Origin of the sequence: Acetobacter sp. UBA5411 (assembly GCF_002409645.1) — a bacterium.
Lineage (GTDB): Bacteria > Pseudomonadota > Alphaproteobacteria > Acetobacterales > Acetobacteraceae > Acetobacter.
The window spans coordinates 5,814-28,253 of the sequence record NZ_DHNR01000003.1; the positions used below are offsets into that span (position 1 = coordinate 5,814).

17 protein-coding genes and 1 pseudogene are annotated in these 22,440 nt (G+C 58.7%); 10 read left to right on the plus strand and 8 right to left on the minus strand.

The genetic code is table 11. The features are described 5' to 3' along the window. A partial coding sequence (locus tag B3759_RS00560) for an FYDLN acid domain-containing protein (protein ID WP_291362645.1) occupies positions 1-247 on the minus strand: 247 nt, incomplete at its 3' end. Positions 248-490: 243 nt separating this feature from the next. Here B3759_RS00560 and B3759_RS00565 point away from each other — a divergent pair. From B3759_RS00565 to B3759_RS00590, 6 genes are all read left to right on the plus strand, one after another. Further along, positions 491-1,681 (plus strand): transglycosylase SLT domain-containing protein, encoded by a 1,191-nt coding sequence (locus B3759_RS00565; protein ID WP_291362647.1) that lies wholly within the window; start codon positions 491-493, stop codon positions 1,679-1,681. Positions 1,682-1,796: 115 nt separating this feature from the next. After that, a complete protein-coding gene (gene truB, locus B3759_RS00570) occupies positions 1,797-2,720 on the plus strand; it encodes a tRNA pseudouridine(55) synthase TruB (protein WP_291362649.1) in 924 nt (307 codons plus the stop codon). Between the two features lie 15 nt (positions 2,721-2,735). After that, the gene (gene rpsO / locus B3759_RS00575; RefSeq protein WP_010667834.1) at positions 2,736-3,005 is read left to right on the plus strand and encodes a 30S ribosomal protein S15; all 270 of its coding nucleotides are present in this window, start codon (positions 2,736-2,738) and stop codon (positions 3,003-3,005) included. 355 nt (positions 3,006-3,360) lie between these two features. Then, positions 3,361-5,508 (plus strand): polyribonucleotide nucleotidyltransferase, encoded by a 2,148-nt coding sequence (gene pnp / locus B3759_RS00580; protein WP_291362677.1) that lies wholly within the window; start codon positions 3,361-3,363, stop codon positions 5,506-5,508. A 136-nt stretch (positions 5,509-5,644) separates the two neighbouring features. Next, positions 5,645-7,063, plus strand: a complete 1,419-nt coding sequence (locus tag B3759_RS00585) for an NAD(P)H-dependent flavin oxidoreductase (RefSeq protein WP_291362653.1) — start codon at positions 5,645-5,647, stop codon at positions 7,061-7,063. A gap of 33 nt (positions 7,064-7,096) precedes the next feature. Beyond that, positions 7,097-7,738 carry a LolA family protein gene (locus B3759_RS00590; RefSeq protein WP_291362655.1) on the plus strand — a complete coding sequence of 214 codons (642 nt, stop codon included), beginning with the start codon at positions 7,097-7,099 and terminating at the stop codon, positions 7,736-7,738. Positions 7,739-8,280: 542 nt separating this feature from the next. Here B3759_RS00590 and B3759_RS00595 read toward each other — a convergent pair. Genes B3759_RS00595 through B3759_RS00610 form a run of 4 tightly spaced genes read right to left on the minus strand, consistent with a single transcriptional unit; the run spans position 8,281 to position 15,347 of the window. After that, the gene (locus tag B3759_RS00595; protein WP_291362657.1) at positions 8,281-10,440 is read right to left on the minus strand and encodes a VWA domain-containing protein; all 2,160 of its coding nucleotides are present in this window, start codon (positions 10,438-10,440) and stop codon (positions 8,281-8,283) included. A gap of 7 nt (positions 10,441-10,447) precedes the next feature. After that, positions 10,448-13,294 carry a DUF4159 domain-containing protein gene (locus B3759_RS00600; protein ID WP_291362659.1) on the minus strand — a complete coding sequence of 949 codons (2,847 nt, stop codon included), beginning with the start codon at positions 13,292-13,294 and terminating at the stop codon, positions 10,448-10,450. Next, positions 13,291-14,301, minus strand: a complete 1,011-nt coding sequence (locus tag B3759_RS00605) for a DUF58 domain-containing protein (protein ID WP_291362661.1) — start codon at positions 14,299-14,301, stop codon at positions 13,291-13,293. Before B3759_RS00605 ends, B3759_RS00600 begins: the two co-directional genes overlap by 4 nt. Before the next feature lie 2 nt (positions 14,302-14,303). Next, positions 14,304-15,347 carry an AAA family ATPase gene (locus tag B3759_RS00610; protein WP_408736426.1) on the minus strand — a complete coding sequence of 348 codons (1,044 nt, stop codon included), beginning with the start codon at positions 15,345-15,347 and terminating at the stop codon, positions 14,304-14,306. Between the two features lie 103 nt (positions 15,348-15,450). Between B3759_RS00610 and B3759_RS00615 the strand changes: the two genes are divergently transcribed. The 4 genes from B3759_RS00615 (at position 15,451) to B3759_RS00630 (ending at position 19,705) form a co-directional block, all read left to right on the plus strand. Next, positions 15,451-16,080 carry a DUF1285 domain-containing protein gene (locus B3759_RS00615; protein WP_291362665.1) on the plus strand — a complete coding sequence of 210 codons (630 nt, stop codon included), beginning with the start codon at positions 15,451-15,453 and terminating at the stop codon, positions 16,078-16,080. Further along, complete coding sequence (locus B3759_RS00620) at positions 16,080-17,336, plus strand: CCA tRNA nucleotidyltransferase (protein WP_291362667.1); 1,257 nt, start codon at positions 16,080-16,082, stop codon at positions 17,334-17,336. The genes B3759_RS00615 and B3759_RS00620 overlap by 1 nt, the downstream gene beginning before the upstream one ends. A gap of 151 nt (positions 17,337-17,487) precedes the next feature. Continuing rightward, a complete protein-coding gene (locus B3759_RS00625; RefSeq protein WP_291362669.1) occupies positions 17,488-19,278 on the plus strand; it encodes an ABC transporter ATP-binding protein in 1,791 nt (596 codons plus the stop codon). Positions 19,279-19,441: 163 nt separating this feature from the next. After that, positions 19,442-19,705, plus strand: coding sequence for a DksA/TraR family C4-type zinc finger protein (locus B3759_RS00630; RefSeq protein WP_291362671.1), 264 nt, complete (start codon positions 19,442-19,444; stop codon positions 19,703-19,705). A 57-nt stretch (positions 19,706-19,762) separates the two neighbouring features. Here the strand turns inward: B3759_RS00630 and B3759_RS00635 are convergent, their stop codons facing one another. The 3 genes and pseudogenes from B3759_RS00635 to gatB form a co-directional block, all read right to left on the minus strand. Then, positions 19,763-20,689: a 50S ribosomal protein L11 methyltransferase gene (locus tag B3759_RS00635; protein ID WP_291362673.1), complete on the minus strand. Its 927-nt coding sequence runs from the start codon at positions 20,687-20,689 to the stop codon at positions 19,763-19,765. A gap of 172 nt (positions 20,690-20,861) precedes the next feature. Further along, entirely contained in the window at positions 20,862-21,590 is a 729-nt protein-coding gene (locus B3759_RS00640; protein WP_291362675.1) for a cold-shock protein, read from the minus strand. Positions 21,591-21,801: 211 nt separating this feature from the next. After that, a pseudogene (gene gatB, locus B3759_RS00645) lies at positions 21,802-22,440 on the minus strand (Asp-tRNA(Asn)/Glu-tRNA(Gln) amidotransferase GatCAB subunit B); the annotation flags it as partial.

The window sequence follows — 22,440 nt, forward strand, 5'->3', positions numbered from 1 at the left end:
CATCATCATCGTCATCATCGTCCGCTACGATGTCGAGATCATCATCAACATCATCCTCGTCCGTCTTCGGCTTCGGAGCCTTTACCGGCGTAGCGGGAACGATCTCGCCTGTACGCTTGAGGCGAGGAACTTCAGCCGGCTGCTCAGTCCCGCATTTCGGGCAAACAGCGGGATCTTTGGTGAGGTCATAGAAACGCGCGCCGCACGAGACGCAGACGCGTTTGGAACCGAGTTCGGGCTGGGCCATATGAAACCTGTCGAATTGTATTCGTGGCAGGGGACGCGAATCCCCGACGGTATATGGTGCGACCTGAAGACCCGCACGCAATCTAAGGGCAGGCCACATGCCAGCTCAGACAGTATGCGTCAACCAAGGAAAAGACGTTCCCTGTGTCGCCGCCGACTGGTTCGTCTCATTTTCGCCTTAATTTTCTATTGGCATACATAAGTGTAATGTTGGGATGCGTCCATTCTTTCAAGGGGGCTCGTGATGAGTCGGGGGCAGGCTGTAATCTTTCGGTCCATGACGCTGGGGCTTATGCTTGGTCTGGCGGCATGCAGCGGCAGTTCACGGCCGGGCGGCAGTCCATCACAGTGGGGGCGGGGAGATTATACTCCTCCCGGTCCGGCCAGTGATCCTTGGGGGCCGTATATCCGCGAGGCAGCCAATCGTTTCACAGTTCCCGAACAGTGGGTTCGGGCCGTCATGCATCAGGAATCGGGCGGTCACGAATATCAGAATGGTCATCTGACCCGCTCAGGTTCAGGCGCAATGGGTCTTATGCAGTTGATGCCCGCCACATGGTCGGAGCTGGCGGCGGAGTTCGGGCTGGGCAATGATCCTTACGAACCGCACGACAACATCATGGCCGGGACCGGCTATATCCGTCAGCTTTACAATAAATTCGGCTCGCCGGGTTTTCTTGCTGCCTATAACGCCGGACCGGGTCGTCTGGAGCAGTATCTTGAAACAGGCGGCTCACTGCCGGATGAAACGGTCAATTACGTCGCCTCCATCAGCCCGAATCTTGGCGATGCTGTCCCGGCTGTGACGACGACAGCGTCCCCGGTTATGGTGGCGAGCGCTCGAACCGTACCAGCCTATACGGTCGCCCAGAACACAGTTGCTCAGAATACGGTCGTAACGGGGCCGGTTGCCCGTACGTCTGACGGCTGTCTGCGAAATGTTGACGCTGCTTACGACCCGTCGAACTGTCTGGTCGATCGGGATGTGCCGCATGCTGATCCTGTAGCGCCAGTCGCGCCGCTCGCTCCGCCTCAACCGGCCGTGGAGGTGGCTTCGGCCCCTCCTGTCGCGGCAAGTCAGCAGGCATTGCCAGCGGAATTGGCCAGCTATGTCGAGCCTGCTTCAGCGCGAGCTGCTCCGGCCTATCGTCTGACGCCAGTGGCTTATACGCGACCAGCGTCAAGTGGAGGCGGTTGGGCCGTGCAGGTTGGCGCTTTCTCATCCGGGTCTGATGCGAGAGTGGCTCTGGCGCAGGCGCAGGCCATTATCGGCAGAAAAGGTGACGCCAGTCCTGTGGTCACGAGAGTCTCGCCAACAGCCAAATCCCTCTATCGCGCCCGTCTGGTCGGATTTGCCGCGCAGGATGCGACAACGGCCTGTCGTATCCTCCACACGCATTCCGTGGCCTGCTTCGCTGTTCCGCAGTCCACCTGACTCCCGGTGGCCTGATACAGGCCGTGCAGGCGTTGCGGTCTGGGCTGTGCTCGGCTAGACCCGCGCCTTTCCGGGGCCGATTTGTCCGGTCGCGGGACAATCGGGAGATGCAGGAATGGCGCGTAACCGTGTTCGCAAGGGGCGGCCTCTGGATGGCTGGCTGGTTATCGACAAACCAACCGGTATGACATCGACAGCAGTGGTCAGCATCCTCAAGCGCGCCTTCAATGCCCAGAAAGTCGGTCACGGTGGCACGCTTGATCCTCTTGCAACGGGTCTTCTGCCTATCGCCATGGGCGCTGCGACCAAGACGGTTCCCTACATTATGGATGGTACCAAGCGGTATCACTTCACTCTGAAACTGGGTGAGGCACGTGACAGCGACGACGCCGATGGCAATGTCACGGCGACCTCCGATGTGCGTCCGACAGACGAGCAGTTGCGGCAGGCAGCAGCCGACCTGACGGGCGATATCATGCAGGTGCCTCCTGTGTTCTCCGCCCTGAAAGTCGCGGGCGAGCGGGCCTATGACATGGCGCGCGATGGTCGTCCGCCGGAACTGCCGCCCCGTCCTGCTCGCATCGACCGTTTCGTGCTGATTGATCGTCCGGATGCCGATCATGCCGTGTTTGAAGTTGAATCCGGCAAGGGCGTTTATATGCGTTCGTTGGCCCGCGATGTGGCTCTGGCCTGTGGAACAGTGGGGCATATTGCCGTTCTGCGCCGGTTGCGGGTCGGTTCTTTCACCGAGGCCGATGCGATTTCACTGGACAAAATCACCGAGAGCGCCGAAGAAGGCCCCGCTTCGCCGGAACTGCTTCTTCCGGTATCGACCGCGCTGGCCGACATCCCGGCGGTGGCCCTGATGCCTGATGAAGCGGCGCTTATCCGACATGGACAGGCTCTTGGTCTGATGGATTTCATCGACCGTATCCCGGAAACGGGTCCGGATGACGTGGTCCGCATGATGGACGGGGAAGTGGTTTTGGGTCTGGGACGCCTTGATGAGGGGTGGCTCAAGCCTGTTCGTTTGCTTTGAGATTGGGAGACGACGATGTCGATTACCGCAGAACGCCGCACGGCGCTGATTGAAGAATACCGCACAACCCCGACCGACACAGGTTCGCCGGAAGTTCAGGTTGCGATCCTCACGGAGCGTATCAACAACCTGACCGAGCACCTGAAGACCCACGCGAAGGACTTCCATTCCCGTCGCGGTCTGCTGGTGATGGTTGGTAACCGTCGCGGCCTGCTCGACTACCTGAAGCGCAAGAGCCAGCAGCGTTACGAGACGCTGATCGGTCGTCTGGGTCTGCGTCGCTGATCGGTCGTCTGGGTCTGCGTCGCTGATCACAGGGTCAGGCAAAAGGTGGAATGGCAGCCAATCTGCTGTTTTCCCTGCGCCGATAATCCTGTAAAGGTTCGCCCGGGGTTCCATTTTGGAGCCTCGGGTTTTTTGCGTCTGGATGGTCCGGACGTAAAGCTGCGCCGTTCCGCACGCGTGGAAGCCGGGCTGGCCACGGCGTTTCAGGCCACATGGCGTTCTGACGTTTTCGTCAGCCACCATGCCGTCCGAGACGCTGTCTGCATCCGGTTTCTCAAACCCCGGGAATCACATGGCCGCTGTCAGGCCTGGACCGGGGCTGTCGCTGGGGATGGCCGAAAGGTTTGAAGTAAGAATGTTCAATTATTTCCGTAAAGAAATTGAATGGGGCGGTCGCCCGCTGATCCTTGAGACCGGCAAGATCGCCCGTCAGGCAGACGGCGCTGTTGTTGTCACCTATGGCGAGACCGTTGTCCTGTGTACGGCCGTGGGTGCCAAGACCGTGAAGCCGGGACAGGATTTCTTCCCGCTGACCGTCAACTATCAGGAAAAGGCCTACGCTGCCGGTAAAATCCCGGGTGGTTTCTTCAAGCGTGAAGGTCGTCCGTCCGAAGCGGAAACACTCAACTCCCGCCTGATTGACCGTCCGATCCGTCCGCTGTTCCCGGAAGGGTTCCGCAACGAGGTTCAGGTCATTACGACGGTCCTCAGCCATGACATGGAAAACGATCCGGCTATTCCGGCGCTGATCGGTGCATCGGCAGCGCTGACCCTGTCCGGTATCCCGTTCTTTGGTCCGGTTGCCGGCTGCCGTGTTGGTTATACCAACGGCGAATATGTGCTGAACCCGACCATTGACGAGACCAAGGAGTCCGATCTGGACCTCGTCGTCGCCGGTACGTCGGAAGGCGTGCTGATGGTGGAGTCGGAAGCCAGCGAACTGTCCGAAGCTGTCATGCTTGGTGCTGTGAACTTCGGTCACAAGGCGTTCCAGCCGGTTATTGATGCGATCATCGCGCTTGCCGAGCACGCTGCGAAAGCACCGTGGGAGATGGAAGGTCCGAGCAAGGAAGCCATCGCTCTTCGCAAGAAGGTCGATACGCTGGGCCGCAAGCTGCTCACAGCAGCTTACAAGGAGAAGGCCAAGCAGGCTCGTTATGAGAAAATTGCTGAGGCCAAGAAGACAGTCATCGAGAAGCTGACGGCTGCCGATCTGGACGCTGAGGCTGCCAAGCCAATGCTGAAGGACCTTGAGGCTGATATCGTGCGTAACGCGATCCTCAATACGGGTCTGCGTATCGACGGTCGTGATCTTGTCACGGTTCGTCCGATCGTCTCCGAAGTTGGTATTCTGCCGCGCGCTCACGGTTCCGCTCTCTTCACCCGTGGTGAGACGCAGGCTCTCGTGATTGCAACGCTTGGTACGGGTCAGGACGAGCAGGTCATCGACGCGCTCGAAGGTGAATACCGCACCAACTTCATGCTGCACTACAACTTCCCTCCGTTCTCAGTCGGTGAGTGTGGGCGCACAGGTTCGCCGGGTCGTCGTGAGATCGGTCATGGCAAGCTGGCATGGCGCGCCATCCACCCGCTGCTGCCGACGAAGGCCGAGTTCCCGTACACGATGCGTGTTGTGTCCGAGATCACGGAAAGCAACGGTTCGTCTTCCATGGCGACGGTCTGCGGTTCCTCTCTCGCCCTGATGGATGCCGGCGTTCCGCTGAAGCGTCCGGTCGCTGGTATTGCGATGGGTCTCATCAAGGAAGACAGCGGCTACGCCGTGCTGTCCGATATCCTTGGTGACGAAGATCACCTCGGCGACATGGACTTTAAGGTAGCGGGAACCGAAGCTGGTATCACCGCGTTGCAGATGGACATCAAGATCACATCCATCACGCCGGAGATCATGGAAATCGCTCTGGAGCAGGCCCGTGGCGGTCGTCTCCACATTCTGGGCGAGATGTCCAAGGCGCTGACGGAAGGCCGTGCAGGCGTGTCCTCCACGGCGCCGAAGATCACCACGATGAGCGTGCCCAAGGAGAAGATCCGCGATGTGATCGGAACGGGCGGCAAGGTCATTCGTGAGATCGTCGAATATTCCGGTGCGAAGGTCGATATCGGTGATGATGGCACGATCACCATTGCGGCATCGTCCGACGAGCAGGCTCAGAAGGCGATTGCCCGTATCAACGGCATCGTGGCCGAGCCTGAAGTTGGTCGTATCTATGATGGCAAGGTTGTGAAGACGGCTGACTTTGGCGCATTTGTTAACTTCCTTGGCGCCAAGGACGGTCTGGTTCACATCTCCGAGCTGGCGCAGGGCCGCGTGGCCCGCACCACGGACGTGGTGAAGCAGGGCGACGCTGTGAAGGTAAAGGTCATCGGCTTTGATGATCGTGGCAAGGTGAAGCTCTCGATGAGGGTTGTAGATCAGGCCACGGGTGCCGATATCACAGCGGATGTTGGCGAGAAGCCTGCACGCGCACCACGTCGCGAAGACTGAGACCTCCCAAGGTCTGAACTGGGGGCGGGCGTTGCGACTCTCCGGTCGTAACGCCCGTTTCTCTATGGCGCCTGAAGCGGCATCGGGTTAAGAGCGCCCATGTTTGCGGCACGAACAGGGACGATGACGGAACAGCATGAAGTCTATTAACGCAGTTAGGTTGGGGGGCGCTGAAGTCCTGCCTCTCGTTGAGGGTGGAAAAGGTGTTTCCGTTTCGACGGGTGAATCCGCCGGAGCTTGGGCCGCTGCTGGCGGTGCTGGCACGATCTCTGTCGTCAACGCGGATAGCTATGATGAGAACGGCAATGTCGTTCCCCAGATTTACAAGGGGCGCACGCGCAGGGAGCGTCAGGAAGAACTGATCGACTATGCCATCAAGGGTGGCATTGCTCAGGCGAAAATCGCGCACGAGCGTTCAGGCGGCAAAGGTCGCATCCACGCTAATATTCTTTGGGAAATGGGCGGCTCGGAACGGGTGATCGAAGGCGTCATGGAAGGCGCCAAAGGCCTCATTCACGGTCTGACCTGTGGCGCGGGCATGCCCTATCGCCTGTCCGAAATAGCCGCGAAGTTTGGCGTCCACTATTACCCGATCGTCTCCTCAGCACGGGCGTTCAACGCGCTATGGAAGCGGGCCTACAGCAAGGCGGCCGAGCTTCTTGGTGGCGTGGTCTATGAGGATCCGTGGCGGGCGGGGGGGCATAACGGCCTGTCCAACACAGAAAATCCGCTGATGCCGGAAGACCCATATCCCCGCGTGCTCGCATTGCGGAAGCTGATGCGGACGTTCGGGCTGGGTGACACCCCCATCATCATGGCGGGCGGTGTGTGGTGGCTCGAGGAATGGCAGGACTGGATCGACAATCCTGAACTGGGACCGATTGTTTTCCAGTTTGGTACACGGCCTCTGCTCACGCAGGAAAGCCCCATTCCGGATGCCTGGAAAGCACGGTTGCTGACCCTGAAGAAAGGCGATGTTTACCTCAATCGCTTTTCGCCCACCGGATTTTATTCTTCTGCCGTAAACAACAGCTTTATGCAGGAACTGCGTGAGCGTTCGGAACGTCAGGTTGCCTATTCGTCGGAGCCGCTGGGTGAATTGGTGGCCCGGTATGGCGTCGGCGCTCGCAAGCGGGAAGTCTTCGTGACGGAAGCGGATCTGCTGCACATCAAGGGCTGGGAAGCAGCGGGCTTCACGGAGGCCATGCGTACGCCGGATTCGACCCTGATTTTCGTGACGCCTGAGCGCGCAAAGGAAATTCTGGCCGATCAGGTGGCCTGCATGGGCTGTCTGTCTGAATGTCGCTTCTCCAACTGGAGCCAGCGTCCGCCGGAGTACAGCAACGGACGCAGGGCCGATCCCCGGTCATTCTGCATTCAGAAAACCCTCCAGACGATCTCGCATGCTGAGGGGCCGGATCAGGCTGAAATTGCTGACCACAACCTGATGTTTGGTGGCACCAACGCTTGGCGCTTTGCGACGGACCCATTCTATTCGAATGGCTTCGTTCCTACGGTGAAGCAGCTTATCGAACGGATCATGACCGGGCGCTGACCGGCAATTGGTGAAATGAAGAGGCTCTGGACCATGCTCTTTCGACAGAAAAGCACTACTCTACTGCGAGCTGTTTTTCTGGCTGGCGGCATGGTCATGGCCTCTTCGATGTCATTGTGCAGTGTGGCTCATGCGCAGACCACACTCTCGCCTGTCGATCAGGGGTGGGTCGCCCGTGTTCAGGATACCATGAACGCCGTCACCACCATGAAGGGGCGTTTCGAACAGATTGCGCCGGATGGCCAGCGTACGACCGGCACTGTCTGGCTGGCTCGACCAGGGCGGATGCGGTTCGAGTATGACAAGCCAAGTCCGCTTCTACTGGTTGCAAATGACGGCAAGGTCGTTTTTCGTGATACACAACTTGATCAGACCACGGAAATCCCGCTGGAGCGCACTCCATTGGGGTTGCTGCTCAGTGAGCATGTCTCACTCTCGGGTGATGTGACTGTCACCAGCTTTCAGCGCCAGAATGGTACGCTTCAGATATCAGCCGTTCGCACCGCCTCTCCGGGGGAAGGAACGTTGATCATGCTGTTGTCTGAACAGCCTTTGGGCTTGCAGGGCTGGACCGTTATTGATGCGCAGGGCAGGCAGACAAGGGTGGCGCTGTCTGACGTGAAACAGGGTGTGAAGGTTTCAGACTTTTTGTTCGCATTGCCTCGTGAGAACTGACTTTCTTTCATAAGCTGCTTCGAATCTGACGGATATCTCTTCGCAGTGAATGAAGCATTACATCGGTAGACAGTCGGAGCCGACTATGCGGATATATGCCCGTTTCTCGTGATGGAAATTAATGTTTTCCCAAACGCTGGAAAACAATGTGTCTCTATTGCGTAAGAGATATGTAATCAATTTCCATTACCTTGCACGTTAATGACAACGTCCCATAATTTATGGACGTTCAGCTAATGGCCCGGAAAGCTGGCGTGAGATCAACAGCGACATTACTTACAAGGAATGGGAGGCCCGTCAGCTAGGGACTGTGGCTGAAAAAAGCGCGGATAACTGATTGCCGACGGATTTCGGGGGGAGTGCGCAAAAGATCGCACGATAATGAAGTTTTCTGTGTTTGTGGCGCTTTTGGTAATCTTGTGCGTTTCCAATTGATATCGAGTCATTCGGTCTTCTGCTTTGGTGTTTCGATCAAAACCCAGAAATTCTCACGGGTAAGATTGCCAAAAAGTCCTCAGGCATGTGGTCAATTGCCTGAAGAATTAACCCCGTCCTTCCCGATACCAGCCCGTTCCAAGTAGCAGAACAACCGCAAGAAGAGTGGCCCATGCCGGCAGCAATGGCGATGCGCTTGTTCCTGTCAGAATGTGGGCATGTCTTTGCGGAAAGCCCAGCGCATCAGTCGAAGTGCCGTAACGAAGAGGGGGAACGTTTAACTTGGCAACGTCATCGCCAAGCCACGCAACAGTTCCGCCTGTGCGCGCTGCGACAGGACCGACGATTTCAGCTGTCAGACGCAAGTCAGAGAATTCTTCCGGATTGGCTTTCACAGGCGCAGCAAAGGCACGATGATTGCCATCGTCGGCTGTCCAGATGCCAGATTGTGTCACCGGCATCTGTCCGACGGCCACACCAGGGCCTGCGCCATGCAAAGAGAGTGTCGATTTCGTTCCATCTGGCGCTGTCAGTGTAATATCCGCTGAAGCCGTGTTGGAAACACTGTGGCGCGTGACAGTCAGAGTGCCGTCAGAAATATGCGCTTCAAGCCGCTCTTCTTCGAGATCGGGCTCTTTCATCAGCCAGTGTGAAATGCGCCGCAAAAGCTCGGCCTGCGGGCCACCTCCCAATTCTCCGCGTGACCAGAGCCAGATCTGATCGGAAAGAAGCAGGGCCACGCGCCCATTTTCCACATGATCCAGCACCAGAAGCGGAGACGCATCAGGACCACTCATCAGCACCTGTCCATGCGACTCATCAGGACGTAGCGCCCGATACCAAGGGCCCCACTCATTAGAGATTTCTTTGTTCGCATTTGCCGAAGCGTGCGGCGCAGGGGCTCCCGGAAGCTCGGCGGTCACAGGGTGACGTCGCCCTTCGTCTGTCAGTTCAGGACGGAAGCGACGGATTGTGACGCCGGGTGCGGCCTCGGTCGGACCCAGATCAGGAGGAGACGCCGGAACGTGTGCGGGCAACACATCGCCAACCACCGTATCCTGTAGTGAATTGAGTCCAGTGAATTCCGGACCGGCAATCAGGAACAGGCCGCCGCCCTTGCGCACGAAACGGGCGATATTGCGCAGATAGACAGGTGGCAAAATGTGCCTGTTCTCAAAACCATCGAGAATGATGAGATCGAACTGGCCAATCTTGTTCTGAAACAGCTCTTCGACGGGGAATGCGATCAGCGCCAGATCGGACAGAGGCGTGCCGTCATCCTTCTCCGGCGGGCGCAGAATGGTGAAGTGCACAAGATCGACGGACGGATCGGCTTTCAGCAGACGTCGCCACACACGCTCGCCCTGATTGGGAGTGCCTGAGACAAGCAGCACGCGCAGTCGATCCCGCACGCCGGTAATGGTCAGAATGTTCTGATTATTCTGTGTGGAAACTTCACCCGGAAGCGCCGAGACGTTCAGACCCACAAGTGTTTCGCCGGGATGCGACACAGGCAGGGAAATATCCTGAGGCTCACCCGTACGGACAGGCACGCTCAGGGCTGGGTTGCCGTCAGTAGTCAGTGTGATGGTAGCCGGTGTGCCAGGTTGCGTTCCCGGCCCCATATCATCAACCTGAACGCGGATAAGTGCGGATTTACCAACAATGGCGTAAGGAGGGGCCTGAAGGATACGGAGACGACGATCCATTTCCTCTCCGCGTCCGGCCATCAGCACATGCAATGGCAAGGTAACCGCGTGACCCTGACTGTCGTGCAGGGCCAGACGCTCCGGGATACCCTTGGGCGCATCACGGGTCTGGCCGTCCGTGATCAGGATCGCGCCAGCCAGTTGCTCCGGTGGAATATCAGCGGCGGCCTGCGATAGCGCGTCGAACAGGCGCGTGCCGCCAGTCTGCTCGCCCCGCACCGTGACTGTGCGCAATCCGGGCCCACCCGGACCTTGCTCGCCAAGAATACGGGCAGCGGCCCGAGCAATGGCGGCACGGTTTTTCACCTGCATGGACGCCGTCTGATCGACGATGACCAGAGCGGTTTCAGGCAGTTCCCGATGCGCTTCTTTCAGCGATTGCGGGCCGGACAGCCACAACAGAACGACAGCACCGGCCAGCGCACGAAAAACGGTGCCGCGCATACGCACCAGCAGGCCGATCGCCGTGATGACAACCAGAAGTCCGGCCAGCGTGAACAGCAACCAATGCGGCAGCAGGGGAGCGAAGGCGATGCTGTGTGTGAAGGTATCGATCATGCCGCCCTCATTGTCCCAGACGTTTGAGGATCGCGGGGACGTGGACCTGATCCGCCTTGTAGTTGCCAGTCAGCGCATAGATGACGGCATTCACGCCAAATCGGTAGGCCGTGCGCCGCTGTTCATCTCCGCCGGGAAGGACTGCGAAGCGGGTGTCGCCATTCTGATCCACGGCCCAGGCATGCGCCCAGTCAGCGCTGCCAATAATCACTGGACTGACATCATCATTCTCGGCTTCACCGTCACGGGCGACCCAGACGGGCTGCCCGGCATAACGGCCTGGAAAGTCATGCAGCAGATAGAATGTGTGACTCAGCACATGATGGTCATCAAGATGCATGAGCGGAGGAATGGGCAGCCCGGCCGTAACGCGTCGGAGCGCCGCCGCACTGCCCGGAGCCTCGCCTGCTAGTGTGTCATTATCACCAGAGTTCGCAGTATCCACGCCCTGCGTATCGATGATGATCATGCCGCCATGCGCGATGAAGGTGGTCAGAGCACTGGTCACAGCCGGGTCGGCATGCGCGTCCGGCGTGATCGGCCAGTAAAGCAGCGGATAATAGGCGAGGTCATCCTTGCCCGGATGCACGCCGTCCGGGTGTCCGATCACCGCAGAGGTGCGGGCGTTCACATAGTCTGAAAGACCCTGAAGCCCTTCCTGAGAAACAGCATCGACTTCCGGATTGCCCGTCACGACATATGCCAACCGCGTTTCCAGAGCCGCTCCCGGCACACTGCTCATAGCGGCTGGAGCGACAGGGGCATCCTGTGCAAATCCGGAAGACGAGAGGGCCATGGAAGAAAGACCCAGAAAGATGGAGAGGTGAAGGACTTTGCGTGCACGCGACAAGGAGAGGAAGCCGCGCAGCAAGAGCGTCGCCAGCGCATCGCCAGCCAGAAGCAGAAGAGCAATGGCCAGCAATGTCGGGCCCATCAGTCTGTCGGGCCGGTGTCCAGCTGGGTTGGTGACTGCCCCTGTCGGAGGCAACGGCGACAGGGTGTGAAGCGTGTCACCCACGTTCAGGGCGCGTCGTGCGGCGCGTGAGCCATACAGACCGGGAGGATGCTCCGGAGAGACAGGCGTGGTGCCGAACTTGCTGGAGGCCAGCCCTCGGGCCAGAGGAGAGGGCGAGCCGAGGACGCCTTCTCCATCCAGCGTCATAACGGGAGGCAACACATTATTGTCGGAAGGAATGTCCACCCCGCTGGCATGCTCAACAAGACGCGTCAGCATGGACACGAACAGGCCGGAGAGCGGAAGATTGGACCAGTCCGCCGTGGGCGTGACGTGAAACAGCACGATCTCTCCCTTGCCAAGCGTGGCGTGCGTCACGAGAGGCGTGCCGTCAGCAAGCCGTGCCCAGCTGTGAGCAGAAAGATCGGTCGCTGGCTGCGCAAGGATCTGCCGGGAAACGGTGACATCCTTGGGAACAGCAAGACCATGGAAAGGCGAATCCGTCGGGAAATCAGCCAGAGACTGCGGCTTGCCCCATGACATGGCGCCTCCCAGCTGACGGGCTGTTGGCATGAGCGCCACTGGAAGCAGCGTCTTTTCCGGATCAGCGTGGGCCGCCGTTTCAGCGCGAGAAGGTTCTGGCGTGCTCTGGGCGCTGTCTTCATGCCCGGCCAGTGTGCGACCCGCAAAACGGATCAGCGTACCGCCTTTTCTTACCCAGTCCGAGACTTTTTGCTGGGTTTCCGCGTCGGCGAGGGTGCCGTCCGGGGCAATCAGAACAGACAGGGGCTGGGAGAGGAGGGTGGTCGTGCTGCCAGTGTGCAGATCAGCATTCGGCGCCAGTGCTCGCCGCAGGTAGAACAGGCTGCCAACAAGAGGCGTATCGCCGCTACCGGTCGCAATCAGCCCAACGGGACGCAGTCTGTCGCCTTCATCCAGCAGCAATGTGCCCGGCGCGCTGGCATTGCCGTCGATCGTCAGCATATCAACACGATTACGCATGACTGTTGGCAGGGAAACCGAAACCGGTGCACTGCTGGCTCCGGCTGGAAGCGTCACATCGGCCAGCGCCAGTGTGCCACCGTCTTCGCTGTGGGCTCTCACGCGAACCCGACGTGGTAGATCGGCAGGCAAAGCCTCCAGCTGCGCCATGACGCCAGCGGTTGAAAGGCTGTCGGGTGAGGCATCCTGAGTTTCTTCTGCAGCGTGGCTGAGAACAAAAGCTCCGTTACCCGTAAAGCGGATTTCCTGAACGTTGCCAAACGCCTGCATGGCCGTGGAGAAAGACCGGTCCGCACCGCCGCCGTCCTTGCCCGCAGAAGCAAGGCCGTTCGACAGGTAGATAACGGCTCCGGCAGACAGACCGTCCGATTTCATTTTTTCCAGTTGCCGGGCGGCAAGCGCACGATCGGCAGCCCAGGGCAGTGGGCGCAGCGCATCGAGCGCCAGAGCAACCTGCTCTGCCGGAAGGGCGTGGGATGTCGCCGGGCTTTCCCGTTCTTCGGACGCTGTCGTCAGAAGAACGGCAGGGCGACCAGCCCGACCTGCCGCGTCAAGAAGCGCATGCGCCGCAGCATTGCGCTCGTTCCAGTCAGGCGCTGTCATCATGTCATTGTCGATGACAAGCAGCAGGGTCCCGTTGCCGGGCAGAGGCACAGGTCTGCCGGGAATGACCGGGCCGGACAGACCCAGAATGAGCAGAGCCGCCGCCGCCAGACGCAGAAGAAGCAGCCAGAAGGGGGGTGTCGCCGCATCGTCCTGTTTGGGATGCAGGGACGCCAGCAGAGCTACCGGTGGGAAAGTCTGGGTGCGCGGCGAGGGTGGGCGGGCGCGCAACAGCCACCAGATGGCTGGCAGAGTGATGAGACCGGCAAGAAGGGCAGGGAACTGAAAGATCATGGACGTCCGCCCCCACGATGGCCCGACAGGGAAGCGCTCAGAGACAGAAGAGCAGACGCAGCGGAGGTATCCGTCTGATGGGACTGAAAGGTATGACGACAGCCCTCGGCAATGGTTCTGAGACGAGCCTGTCTGCGTGCAAAGGCAGCATCATACTCGGGACGCAGGGTCTCCACGGCGGGAAGAATGAGGTCCGGCTCGTTTTCCAGCCCTTCGAAATGGATGCGACCTGCATAGGGCAGATCACGTTCGGCAGGATCGATAATCTGGAGAATGTGAGCGCGGACGCCGCTGCCCGACAGCTGACGAAAGAGCGTCATCACGTCTTCATCCGGAGCAAGAAGATCGCTGGCGATGATAAGCTGTGAGTGAGGGGGCAGAACCGTGCCTTTCAGCAGCGCCGTCTCATCCGATTGTTGGGCCAGTGATGCAAGCGCCAGAGCAATACGGCTTGCGATCCTGCCCGCACCGGGCGGCAGATCGGCAGGTCCGTAAGGCGACACAAGACGCACGCGTTCCCCGCTCCGTTCCAGCAGGGACGCCGCCGCCAACAGTAGCAGAATGGCGCGGTCACGCTTCAGGGGCAGGGAGGATGGCTGGGACGACCACACCATCGACGGGCTGAGATCACACCAGAGATAGATGGTCTGGGCGTGCTCGGCTTCCGTTTCGCGCACATAGGCCTTGTGACTGCGGGCCGACTGCCGCCAGTCAATGCGTGTGACCGGCTCTCCGGGCAACGCAGGGCGATACTGCCAGAACGTCTCGCCCGGACCGGAACGTCTCTGACCGTGCAGGCCAGCCGCCACTGTCGCCGCGATGCGTTCGGCTTCTGGCACGAGCGATGACAATGTCGCCGCCAGTCTGTCCGCTTCCGAGGCCAGCACGGCGGGACTGCCACTGATGACGGCGTCGGCATCGCCTCGGGACGCAGGCGAAGCAGAGCGTAGCTTGTCCGCCAGTCTGGAGAAAAAACCGCCGGAGGAGGAAGGAGTGTCTTGCGCCACGATCAACCCAGACGGGAGACGAGCCCGTCGATCACATCTTCGATCCGGGTCGAATCGGCTCTGGCCGAGAAGCTGAGCGCCATACGATGCGCCAGAACGGGACGTGCAAGAGCGGCGACGTCATCAAGGTCCGGTGAGAGACGTCCATCCAGCAGGGCGCGGGCGCGGGTGGCCAGCATCAGGGTCTGTGCCGCACGTGGACCCGGACCCCACGCGATGCAGTCTTTCACGGTCTGCACATCGGTCGTCTCGGGACGCGCCGAGCGCACGAGCCGCAGGATCGCGTCCACAATGCGCTCACCGACAGGCAGAGCCCGCACCATCGCCTGCGCGTAAAGCACGTCTTCGGTGGACAGGATCTGCTGCGGAGCCTCTTGCGGCACGCCGGTCGTGGCCAGCAGCATGGCTCGTTCGTCGGCGGCGTCCGGAAACGTTAGCTCAATCTGAAGCATGAAACGATCGAGCTGGGCTTCAGGAAGCGGATAGGTGCCTTCCTGATCGATCGGATTCTGCGTGGCCAGAACGTGGAACGGGCGTGGAAGCGCATATTCCGTCCCGGCGATGGCGACACGATGCTCCTGCATGGCCTGCAACAAGGCGGACTGGGTGCGGGGGCTGGCGCGGTTGATTTCGTCGGCCATCAGCAACTGGCAGAACACCGGTCCCGGCACGAAGCGGAAACTACGGTGACCGGCGGCGTCTTCGTCAAGAATTTCACTGCCGGTAATGTCGGACGGCATCAGATCAGGCGTGAACTGCACGCGCCGGGAATCCAGACCCAGCACCGTGCCCAGCGTCGTGACCAGCAGGGTTTTGCCGAGGCCGGGAGCGCCAACCAGCAGAGCATGACCGCCAGACAGAATGCTGACGAGCGCCTGATCGACAACATCCTTCTGGCCAAAAATGACCCGACCGATTTCCGCCCGCACATCCTGCAACCGGCGGGCGACAAGATCGACCTGCTGGGCTGCGGAGGCACTGTCCGGGAAGGCGGGGCCGCCAGAGGAGCCCGTTTCGGGGGAAAGGAATACGGTCTGGTTTGGCATCATTTCAGGCGTCATAGGTCCAGTCTGACACGTCCGGGGCTTACATCAAGCCGGGGGGCAACCCTATATCGGTATGGTGCGCAGGCAAACAGATGTGAGTTAATTGAACGTGACATCAGATGCTTTTGGCGAAAAATCGGGAGATCTCCGCCAGATCTCTGGCGAGGATCACAAGGGCCGCAAGCCGCATCAGTGTGGCAGATTGCCTTTCCTCATCCGCCGCGACGGAGTCTGGCTCTACCGGGGCTCCCCGATCAGACGAAAGCCAATGGTCTGCCTTTTCGCATCGGCTCTCTCCCGTGCGGCAGACGGCGCCTACTGGCTTCGCACTCCTGTCGAGGAAGGGACGATCGAGGTCGAGGATGTGCCGTTCGTAGCGGTTCAGCTGGAATGGTGTGGCGTGGGGCGAGAGCAGCGTCTGTGCTTCCGAACCAACATTGATCAGGTTGTCACCGCAGGTCCGGACCATCCCATTCTGGCCCGATGGAACGTGCCGCTCGATGCGTGCGACAGTGCGCCGCCACCCTATCTCACCGTGCGACAAGCGGAGGGCGAGTTGCCGTTGCAGGCCCGAATCTCGCGACCCGTTTGGTACGAACTGGCGGCTCTGGCTGAACCTGGCTGCTGTGAAGGGCAGGCCTGTCTGGGTGTCTGGAGCGCGGGAGAGTTTTTCCCACTGGCTCTCGCGCCTCGTGGCTGTCGGGAAGGCAACGATGAGGATGACGACTGCTGATGACGAAAGTCGTGCGGCTTCCTCTTGAGATGCTTCCGGATTTTTCGGCTCTCCATCAGATATGGCAGGTGCTGCCTCAGGCCCGGCTGGTCGGTGGCGCTGTGCGCGACATGCTGAACGGCATTCCTGCCAGCGATTTTGATTTAGGCACCCCGGAAACGCCGCAGGAAGTGATGAAGCATCTGCGGGATGCGGGTATCGGCGCTGTTCCCACGGGGCTGTCTCATGGCACGGTCACGGCGGTGATTGACCATCGTGGCTATGAGATCACCACCCTGCGCCGCGACGATGTAACAGATGGCCGTCATGCGAATGTTTCATGGACCCAGAACTGGGAAGAGGACGCAGCGCGACGCGATTTCACAATCAACGCCATGTCGTGCGACCGGGAAGGGCATGTTCATGATTATTTCGGTGGACAGGAGGATCTGAAGGCCGGGCAGGTCAGATTTGTGGGCGACGCCTCAACACGCATACGGGAAGATGCCCTTCGCATCCTGCGTTTCTTCCGCTTTCAGGCGCGCTTCGGTTCAGGAATGCCGGATCAGGACACTCTGGATGCCATTACGCGCGGGGTGGAAATGATCGACCGGCTTTCGGTAGAGCGGATCTGGTCTGAACTACGCCGCATTCTGACCGGCCCACGCGTCACTGAAACGCTGAGCCTGATGAATCAGGCCAGCGTGCTGGCCGCGTGTCTGCCTGAACTGTCCAGACAGACAGGCGCGATCCAGCGTCTCGATGCACTCATCACCTCTGGCGGTCCAGCAGATCACGCCCTGCGACTGGCCGCATTGCTTGCAGGAGCGGATTGCGCTCTGGAAGCGGCAAAACACTGCGTCGAGCGGCTCCGTCTTTCACGCGCCGACGCGTCTCTCGTTCTGGCGTTTCTTCAGGCAGATCCTCCCACGCCTGACCGTGCGGTCACAGATGAAGATGTCGCCCGTGTGCTGGCCGAAACCCCTCGGGATGTTGCTTTGGGGCAGGTCTGGCTGGCGGAAGCGCAGCAGATTGCGACTGATCCGACCTATCATGACGAAGCCCCTTGGAAATGCCTGCGTTCCCAACTCGAGAGCCTGCCCATGCCGGTCTTTCCTCTCGCAGGCCGTGATCTGCTGGCGAAAGGCATACCGCCCGGACCACGCTTGGGGGAGCTGCTTTCTGCAATCCGGGCATGGTGGTTGCAGACCGGCTGTCGAGCCGGACGGGAGGAGTGCCTGACTTATCTGCACGATCTGCATGAGAGTTTTCTTTGAATTGATTTGTTGAAATGACTTCTCATCATTTTGATAACAAAAGTTATTTATTGCAAAAATACATTATTAGTCCGCTCGCAGGTCATCGCCCGGAGAGACGTTCGGCTTCGTGGTTCTTTTCGTCTGCGATCCGCGTTGGTAGATGACGCCAATGAATGCTCTCCCACCACGCGCCCCATTGACTGATCTCCAGAAGAAGTCCCCGCAGTCCGAGGACAGCAGAGCGCTTCTGCTTCGCCTGTGGCGTGACCAGATCAGTCAGCATCGCGGCAGGATTCTGAGCGTTCTCGTTCTGACCATCGCCATGGCGACACTGACCGCGCTCTATCCTCTGGTGATCCAGCGCGCGCTCGACATGTTCTCCACGCACGACGAGCGTATTCTCTATCAGGTGCCGCTGCTGATCGTGGCCATCACACTGGCGAAAGCTGCTGCCCAATACGGCCAGACACTGGCGACGCAGGGCCTCGTTTTGGTGGTCATCCGCGGCTTGCAGGGATCGATGTTCCAGCATCTGACCACTGCAGATGTGGCCCGCATCGAACAGGACGCGCCAGCCTCGCTCGCAGCCCGTTTTACCACAGATGCGATTTCGATCCGTGAAGCCATGATCCGGGCCGTCAACTCCCTCGGCGATGTGGTGACGGTCGTCGGGCTGATTGTCGCGATGATCTACATGGACTGGGAACTCAGCCTGATCGCGGCGGTCCTGTATCCGATCGCAGCTGTGCCGATCCAGAAGCTTGGCAAGAAGGTCCGTCGCGCCTCTGGCAACGTCAACGAGCAGATTGCTTCGACTGCCGCCTTCCTGACGGAAAGCTTTGCTCAGGCCCGAACGGTGCGTGTTTATCGTCTCGAAGAGCGCGAGGAAAAACGGGCGGACACGGCGTTCAACCAGCTTCACGAGGCGTTTCTAAGAATTATGCGTGGCCGCGCCCGCGTCGATCCTTTGCTGGAGGCGCTGGGCGGCTCCGCTGTGGCGGCTGTGCTGGGCTTTGCTGGATGGCGTGCAGCAATGGGGGGAGCCACGCTGGGTGATTTCTCCGGTTTTGTCGCGGCCCTGCTGCTTGCATCTCGTCCGCTGCGTGCGCTTGGCGCACTCAATGCCGCGCTGCAGGAAGGTCTGGCCGGTCTCTCCCGCATCTTCTCCCTGATCGACGAGAAACCCGCCGTGCAGGATCATCCGCAGGCGCTCGCCCTGCCTCCGGGACAAGGGCATCTGTGTTTCGATACGGTCGCCTTTCAGTATGCCGACGGTCGCATGGGGCTGAACGATCTCTCGTTCGAGGCACAGCCGGGCATGACCGTGGCGCTTGTCGGACCATCCGGGGCAGGCAAATCGACGGCGCTGTCTCTCATTCCTCGACTGCATGACGTGACGCGGGGCGCGATAACGCTCGATGGTGTCGATCTGCGTGATGTTGGTCTGGAGCATCTGCGCAACGCGATTGCCTATGTCAGCCAGGACCCGCTGCTTTTTGACGTGTCTGTGCGGGAGAACATCCTGATGGGGCGTCCCGGCGCAACGGAGGCCGAGGTGCGGGAAGCCGCCCGTCTTGCCGCCGCCGAGCCCTTCATCACGGCGTTGCCCAACGGCTTTGACACGATTGTCGGCCCCGGAGGGGGAAGGCTGTCCGGCGGCCAGCGGCAGCGTATTGCTCTGGCGCGTGCCCTCCTACGTGATCCACGTTTGCTGCTGCTCGATGAGGCCACAAGCGCCCTCGATAGCGAGAACGAGGCTCTGGTGCAGGAAGCGTTGGGAGAGCTTCGTGCCGGACGCACGACCATCATCGTGGCGCATCGTCTTTCCACGGTCCGTTCGGCGGATATGGTGGTGGTTATGGCAGACGGCCGCGCCGTGGAGCAGGGAACTCATGCGGAACTGATCGCGCTGGACGGCCTGTATGCCCGACTGGTGCGCAGTCAGGGGCTGGAAGAGTAAGGGGCGATTGCTGCCGATAAGGCTGGATTGTTTTCGTCCATTCCCTGCCTAACGCTTTTTCCGGCAAAAGGAAGTCGTTTTCAGATAAACCTGGAATGAAGATACGCGCTATAAGCAGTCAGTTACGGACCGCTGAACGGTATATCTTTCAGGGATTCTTGTCATGGCGACAGGCTGGGCTCCGGAAGGAGCAGTGCAGGAACAGATCGACGACACCATCGCCGATGCAGTCAAACAGGCCCGCTCCGGCATCCCGTCCGGAGAGAGTGCTCTTGAATGTTGTGAGTGCGGAGAGCCGATCCCGGAAGCCAGACGCAAGGCGCTGGCGGGAGTGAAGTTCTGCATCGACTGCCAGTCAGAGCGAGACAACCAGCGTGTGTTCAGCAGCATCAACCGTCGTGGCAGCAAGGACAGTCAGTTGCGATAGCAGAACGTTGTTATCACTCTGGGCGACCGGGAAGCGACGCATCCGCTTCCGCTGTCTTTAGTGCCTGTTTGTCGTGTTCACCGTCTTAAACGGCTTGCGCAGGATCAGCGTTCCCCAGTCACCTTCCCGCAGATGCCGTTCCAGCACCAGTCCGCAACGCTGGTGCGCGGCCAGCACCATGCGAACCTGCGTGTTCAGTAGCCCAGCCAGAATGACCGTGCCACCCGGCGCAAGATGACGGCTCAGATCCTTGGCCATCATGCAAAGCGGACGGGCAAGGATGTTGGCGAAAACCAGATCATAAGGCGCACGACGGCGGATTTCAGGCGTGGACCAGCCATTGCCGAGCCGTGCTTCAATCAGACGTGACAGGCCGTTACGAGCCGCATTCTCCTGAGTGATCCGGACAGACCACGGATCAATGTCGGTGGCCAGAACGGGTCGGTGCAGCAGGGCCGCAGCACCCATGGCGAGAATGCCCGAACCACAGCCAAGATCGAGAATATTCCGGGGTTTGCGGTGCGCCACCAGTTCAAGCGCCCGCAGGCATCCCCGCGTCGAGCCATGTTCCCCGGACCCGAACGCCATACCCGCATCCAGCGTAATGGTGATGCGGTTGCTGTCGGGAGCCTCATCCAGATGCGAACCCCGAACGATAAAGCGTTTGCCGACTTCCTGTGCCGGAAACGATTCATAGGTGCGGGCGAGCCAGCCTTCCGTCTCGGTATTGGTGCGCTCCAGATCAGCGTTGATGCCTGTGGTCAGAGCAGCCAGAGCCAAAGCGGCCGCCAACTCATCTTCCGCATGACCCGTGTCTTTCACCCCTTCGACACGCCAGAGCTTTTCTTCCTCGTCGAACTCGAAAATGCCGACCGTCGCGCACACCGTGCTGATGGCGTTCTCGTAAGCTTCAACGGCAATTTCCGGAACAGTGACGGAAATCGTTTCAAGTTCTGTCGCATGTCTGCGGCGGATGGCGGTCATTCGGGGCTCCGGGTGGCACACGCGGGAGCAGTCTCCCGTTCGGAAAGGCTGGTGTTTATCAGGATCGTAGGGAAAAGCGCCAGAGTGTCGATATATGGCAATGTGTTTAGATCGGTTTGAGCGGCATATAACCGCCAAAGAAACATTGGAAATATATGATGCGCAATAGTCTCTATAAATTAAGATTCTTAAAAGGCGTAAAACCAATCGCTCGTGCATCCGTGTTTTGATTGGTTAAATTTAGTTCTTTGCACAGTTTGGCGTATATGTGTGGTGGAAATCCTCCATTGAAGTTCCATTGGTTTCTATTTCCTTCCATCCGCACAACGCCGGATATATTCTTGTATTTTTTACCAAGATTGTATTTTGTAATATAATATGAGGCTTCTTTGCTGGTACGCAAACCAAGAGGTCGTAATTCTGCAACGAGTTGCCTGAATTCACGTTCTTCTAATGCTTTCTGTGCTGTTACTGAAAATGTTTTTGCATTCAAGAGTGCTTCACGTTCATTTATCAGCCTCAGTGTGCATTTGTTTCCCAATAAGGTTAATGTTACTTCTTCGAGCCATGACGGTTTAGTTAATGAAATATTTCCCCAAAAAGTCTCAAGTGACTTGGTAAAGATGGTGATACTATTGTTTGCTCTGTATCGTACTTGATTTGTATTAATTATATTTATAATTTTTTCTCTATTATTTGTAATTTTTGTTTCATACCAAAGATAAAGGTATTCAGTATTACCTTCTTGAATAAGTTGTTCTGCTATTTTTAAGTTTGTTTTCTTTATGGTTTCTATATGAAAAAATATGTCATTTTTACTTTTTTCTGGAAATACATTTTCAACAAATCCAAAGCCCTTATTTTTAATATAATGTTTTATTTTTCCGTAGTATATTCCCATTTTTTTGTTTCCTGTGGTGGCAGGGTTGATTTTTTCATTTAAAGAACAGATTTCCGCAATTGAGTATTGTAGATCAAGTAAACTTTATGGGGTGCTGAGCTTTTGTTTCGAAACAGCCTTTGCTACTATTGGTTTTTTAATGTCAGTGTGTAGAGAAAATTAGAAAATAATTTTGTCCGGCCAGACAATGAAATCTGGCCGGACAAGAACTTTAGCCGTCGAGTTTCTTGCGCAGGATGTCATTAACGATGGCAGGGTTAGCCTTGCCGCCCGTCGCCTTCATCACCTGTCCGACGAAGAAGCCGAACAGCTTGTCCTTGCCGCCCTTATACTGTTCCACCTTGTCGGCATTCTTGCTGATGATCTCATCAGCTGTCGCTTCGATGGCGCCCGTGTCCGTGACCTGACGCAGACCCTTGCGGTCCACAATAGCCAGTGGAGCATCACCGGTCTCGAACATGTCTTCGAGCACTTCCTTGGCGATCTTGCCGTTGATCGTGCCGTCAGCAATCAGGTCGAGCATCGCGCCCAGATTAGCTGCGCTGACCGGGCTTTCCTCGATCGACTTGCCCGTACGGTTGAGGGCCGCGAAGAAGTCACCGGTGACCCATGCGGCAGCCGATTTGCCGTCACGTCCCTTGGCGACACTTTCATAGAAGTCCGCCGTTGCCTGCTCGGCCACCAGAACGCCGGCATCGTAAGCGGTGATCCCGTAATCCTGCTGGAAACGGGCGCGCTTTTCGTCCGGCAGTTCCGGCAGCGTCTGCTTGATCTGGTCCACCCAGTTCTGCTCGATCACTAGTGGCAGAAGATCAGGGTCGGGGAAGTAGCGGTAATCGTGCGCGTCTTC

What these genes read in the sequence shown, in the direction of transcription:
- B3759_RS00565 (WP_291362647.1), top strand. Translation starts at nt 491, where the DNA reads ATGAGTCGGGGGCAGGCTGTAATCTTTCGGTCCATGACGCTGGGGCTT.
- truB (WP_291362649.1), top strand. Translation starts at nt 1,797, where the DNA reads ATGGCGCGTAACCGTGTTCGCAAGGGGCGGCCTCTGGATGGCTGGCTG.
- rpsO (WP_010667834.1), top strand. Translation starts at nt 2,736, where the DNA reads ATGTCGATTACCGCAGAACGCCGCACGGCGCTGATTGAAGAATACCGC.
- pnp (WP_291362677.1), top strand. Translation starts at nt 3,361, where the DNA reads ATGTTCAATTATTTCCGTAAAGAAATTGAATGGGGCGGTCGCCCGCTG.
- B3759_RS00585 (WP_291362653.1), top strand. Translation starts at nt 5,645, where the DNA reads ATGAAGTCTATTAACGCAGTTAGGTTGGGGGGCGCTGAAGTCCTGCCT.
- B3759_RS00590 (WP_291362655.1), top strand. Translation starts at nt 7,097, where the DNA reads ATGCTCTTTCGACAGAAAAGCACTACTCTACTGCGAGCTGTTTTTCTG.
- B3759_RS00595 (WP_291362657.1), bottom strand. Translation starts at nt 10,440, where the DNA reads ATGATCGATACCTTCACACACAGCATCGCCTTCGCTCCCCTGCTGCCG.
- B3759_RS00600 (WP_291362659.1), bottom strand. Translation starts at nt 13,294, where the DNA reads ATGATCTTTCAGTTCCCTGCCCTTCTTGCCGGTCTCATCACTCTGCCA.
- B3759_RS00610 (WP_408736426.1), bottom strand. Translation starts at nt 15,347, where the DNA reads ATGCCAAACCAGACCGTATTCCTTTCCCCCGAAACGGGCTCCTCTGGC.
- B3759_RS00620 (WP_291362667.1), top strand. Translation starts at nt 16,080, where the DNA reads ATGACGAAAGTCGTGCGGCTTCCTCTTGAGATGCTTCCGGATTTTTCG.
- B3759_RS00625 (WP_291362669.1), top strand. Translation starts at nt 17,488, where the DNA reads ATGAATGCTCTCCCACCACGCGCCCCATTGACTGATCTCCAGAAGAAG.
- B3759_RS00630 (WP_291362671.1), top strand. Translation starts at nt 19,442, where the DNA reads ATGGCGACAGGCTGGGCTCCGGAAGGAGCAGTGCAGGAACAGATCGAC.
- B3759_RS00635 (WP_291362673.1), bottom strand. Translation starts at nt 20,689, where the DNA reads ATGACCGCCATCCGCCGCAGACATGCGACAGAACTTGAAACGATTTCC.
- B3759_RS00640 (WP_291362675.1), bottom strand. Translation starts at nt 21,590, where the DNA reads ATGGGAATATACTACGGAAAAATAAAACATTATATTAAAAATAAGGGC.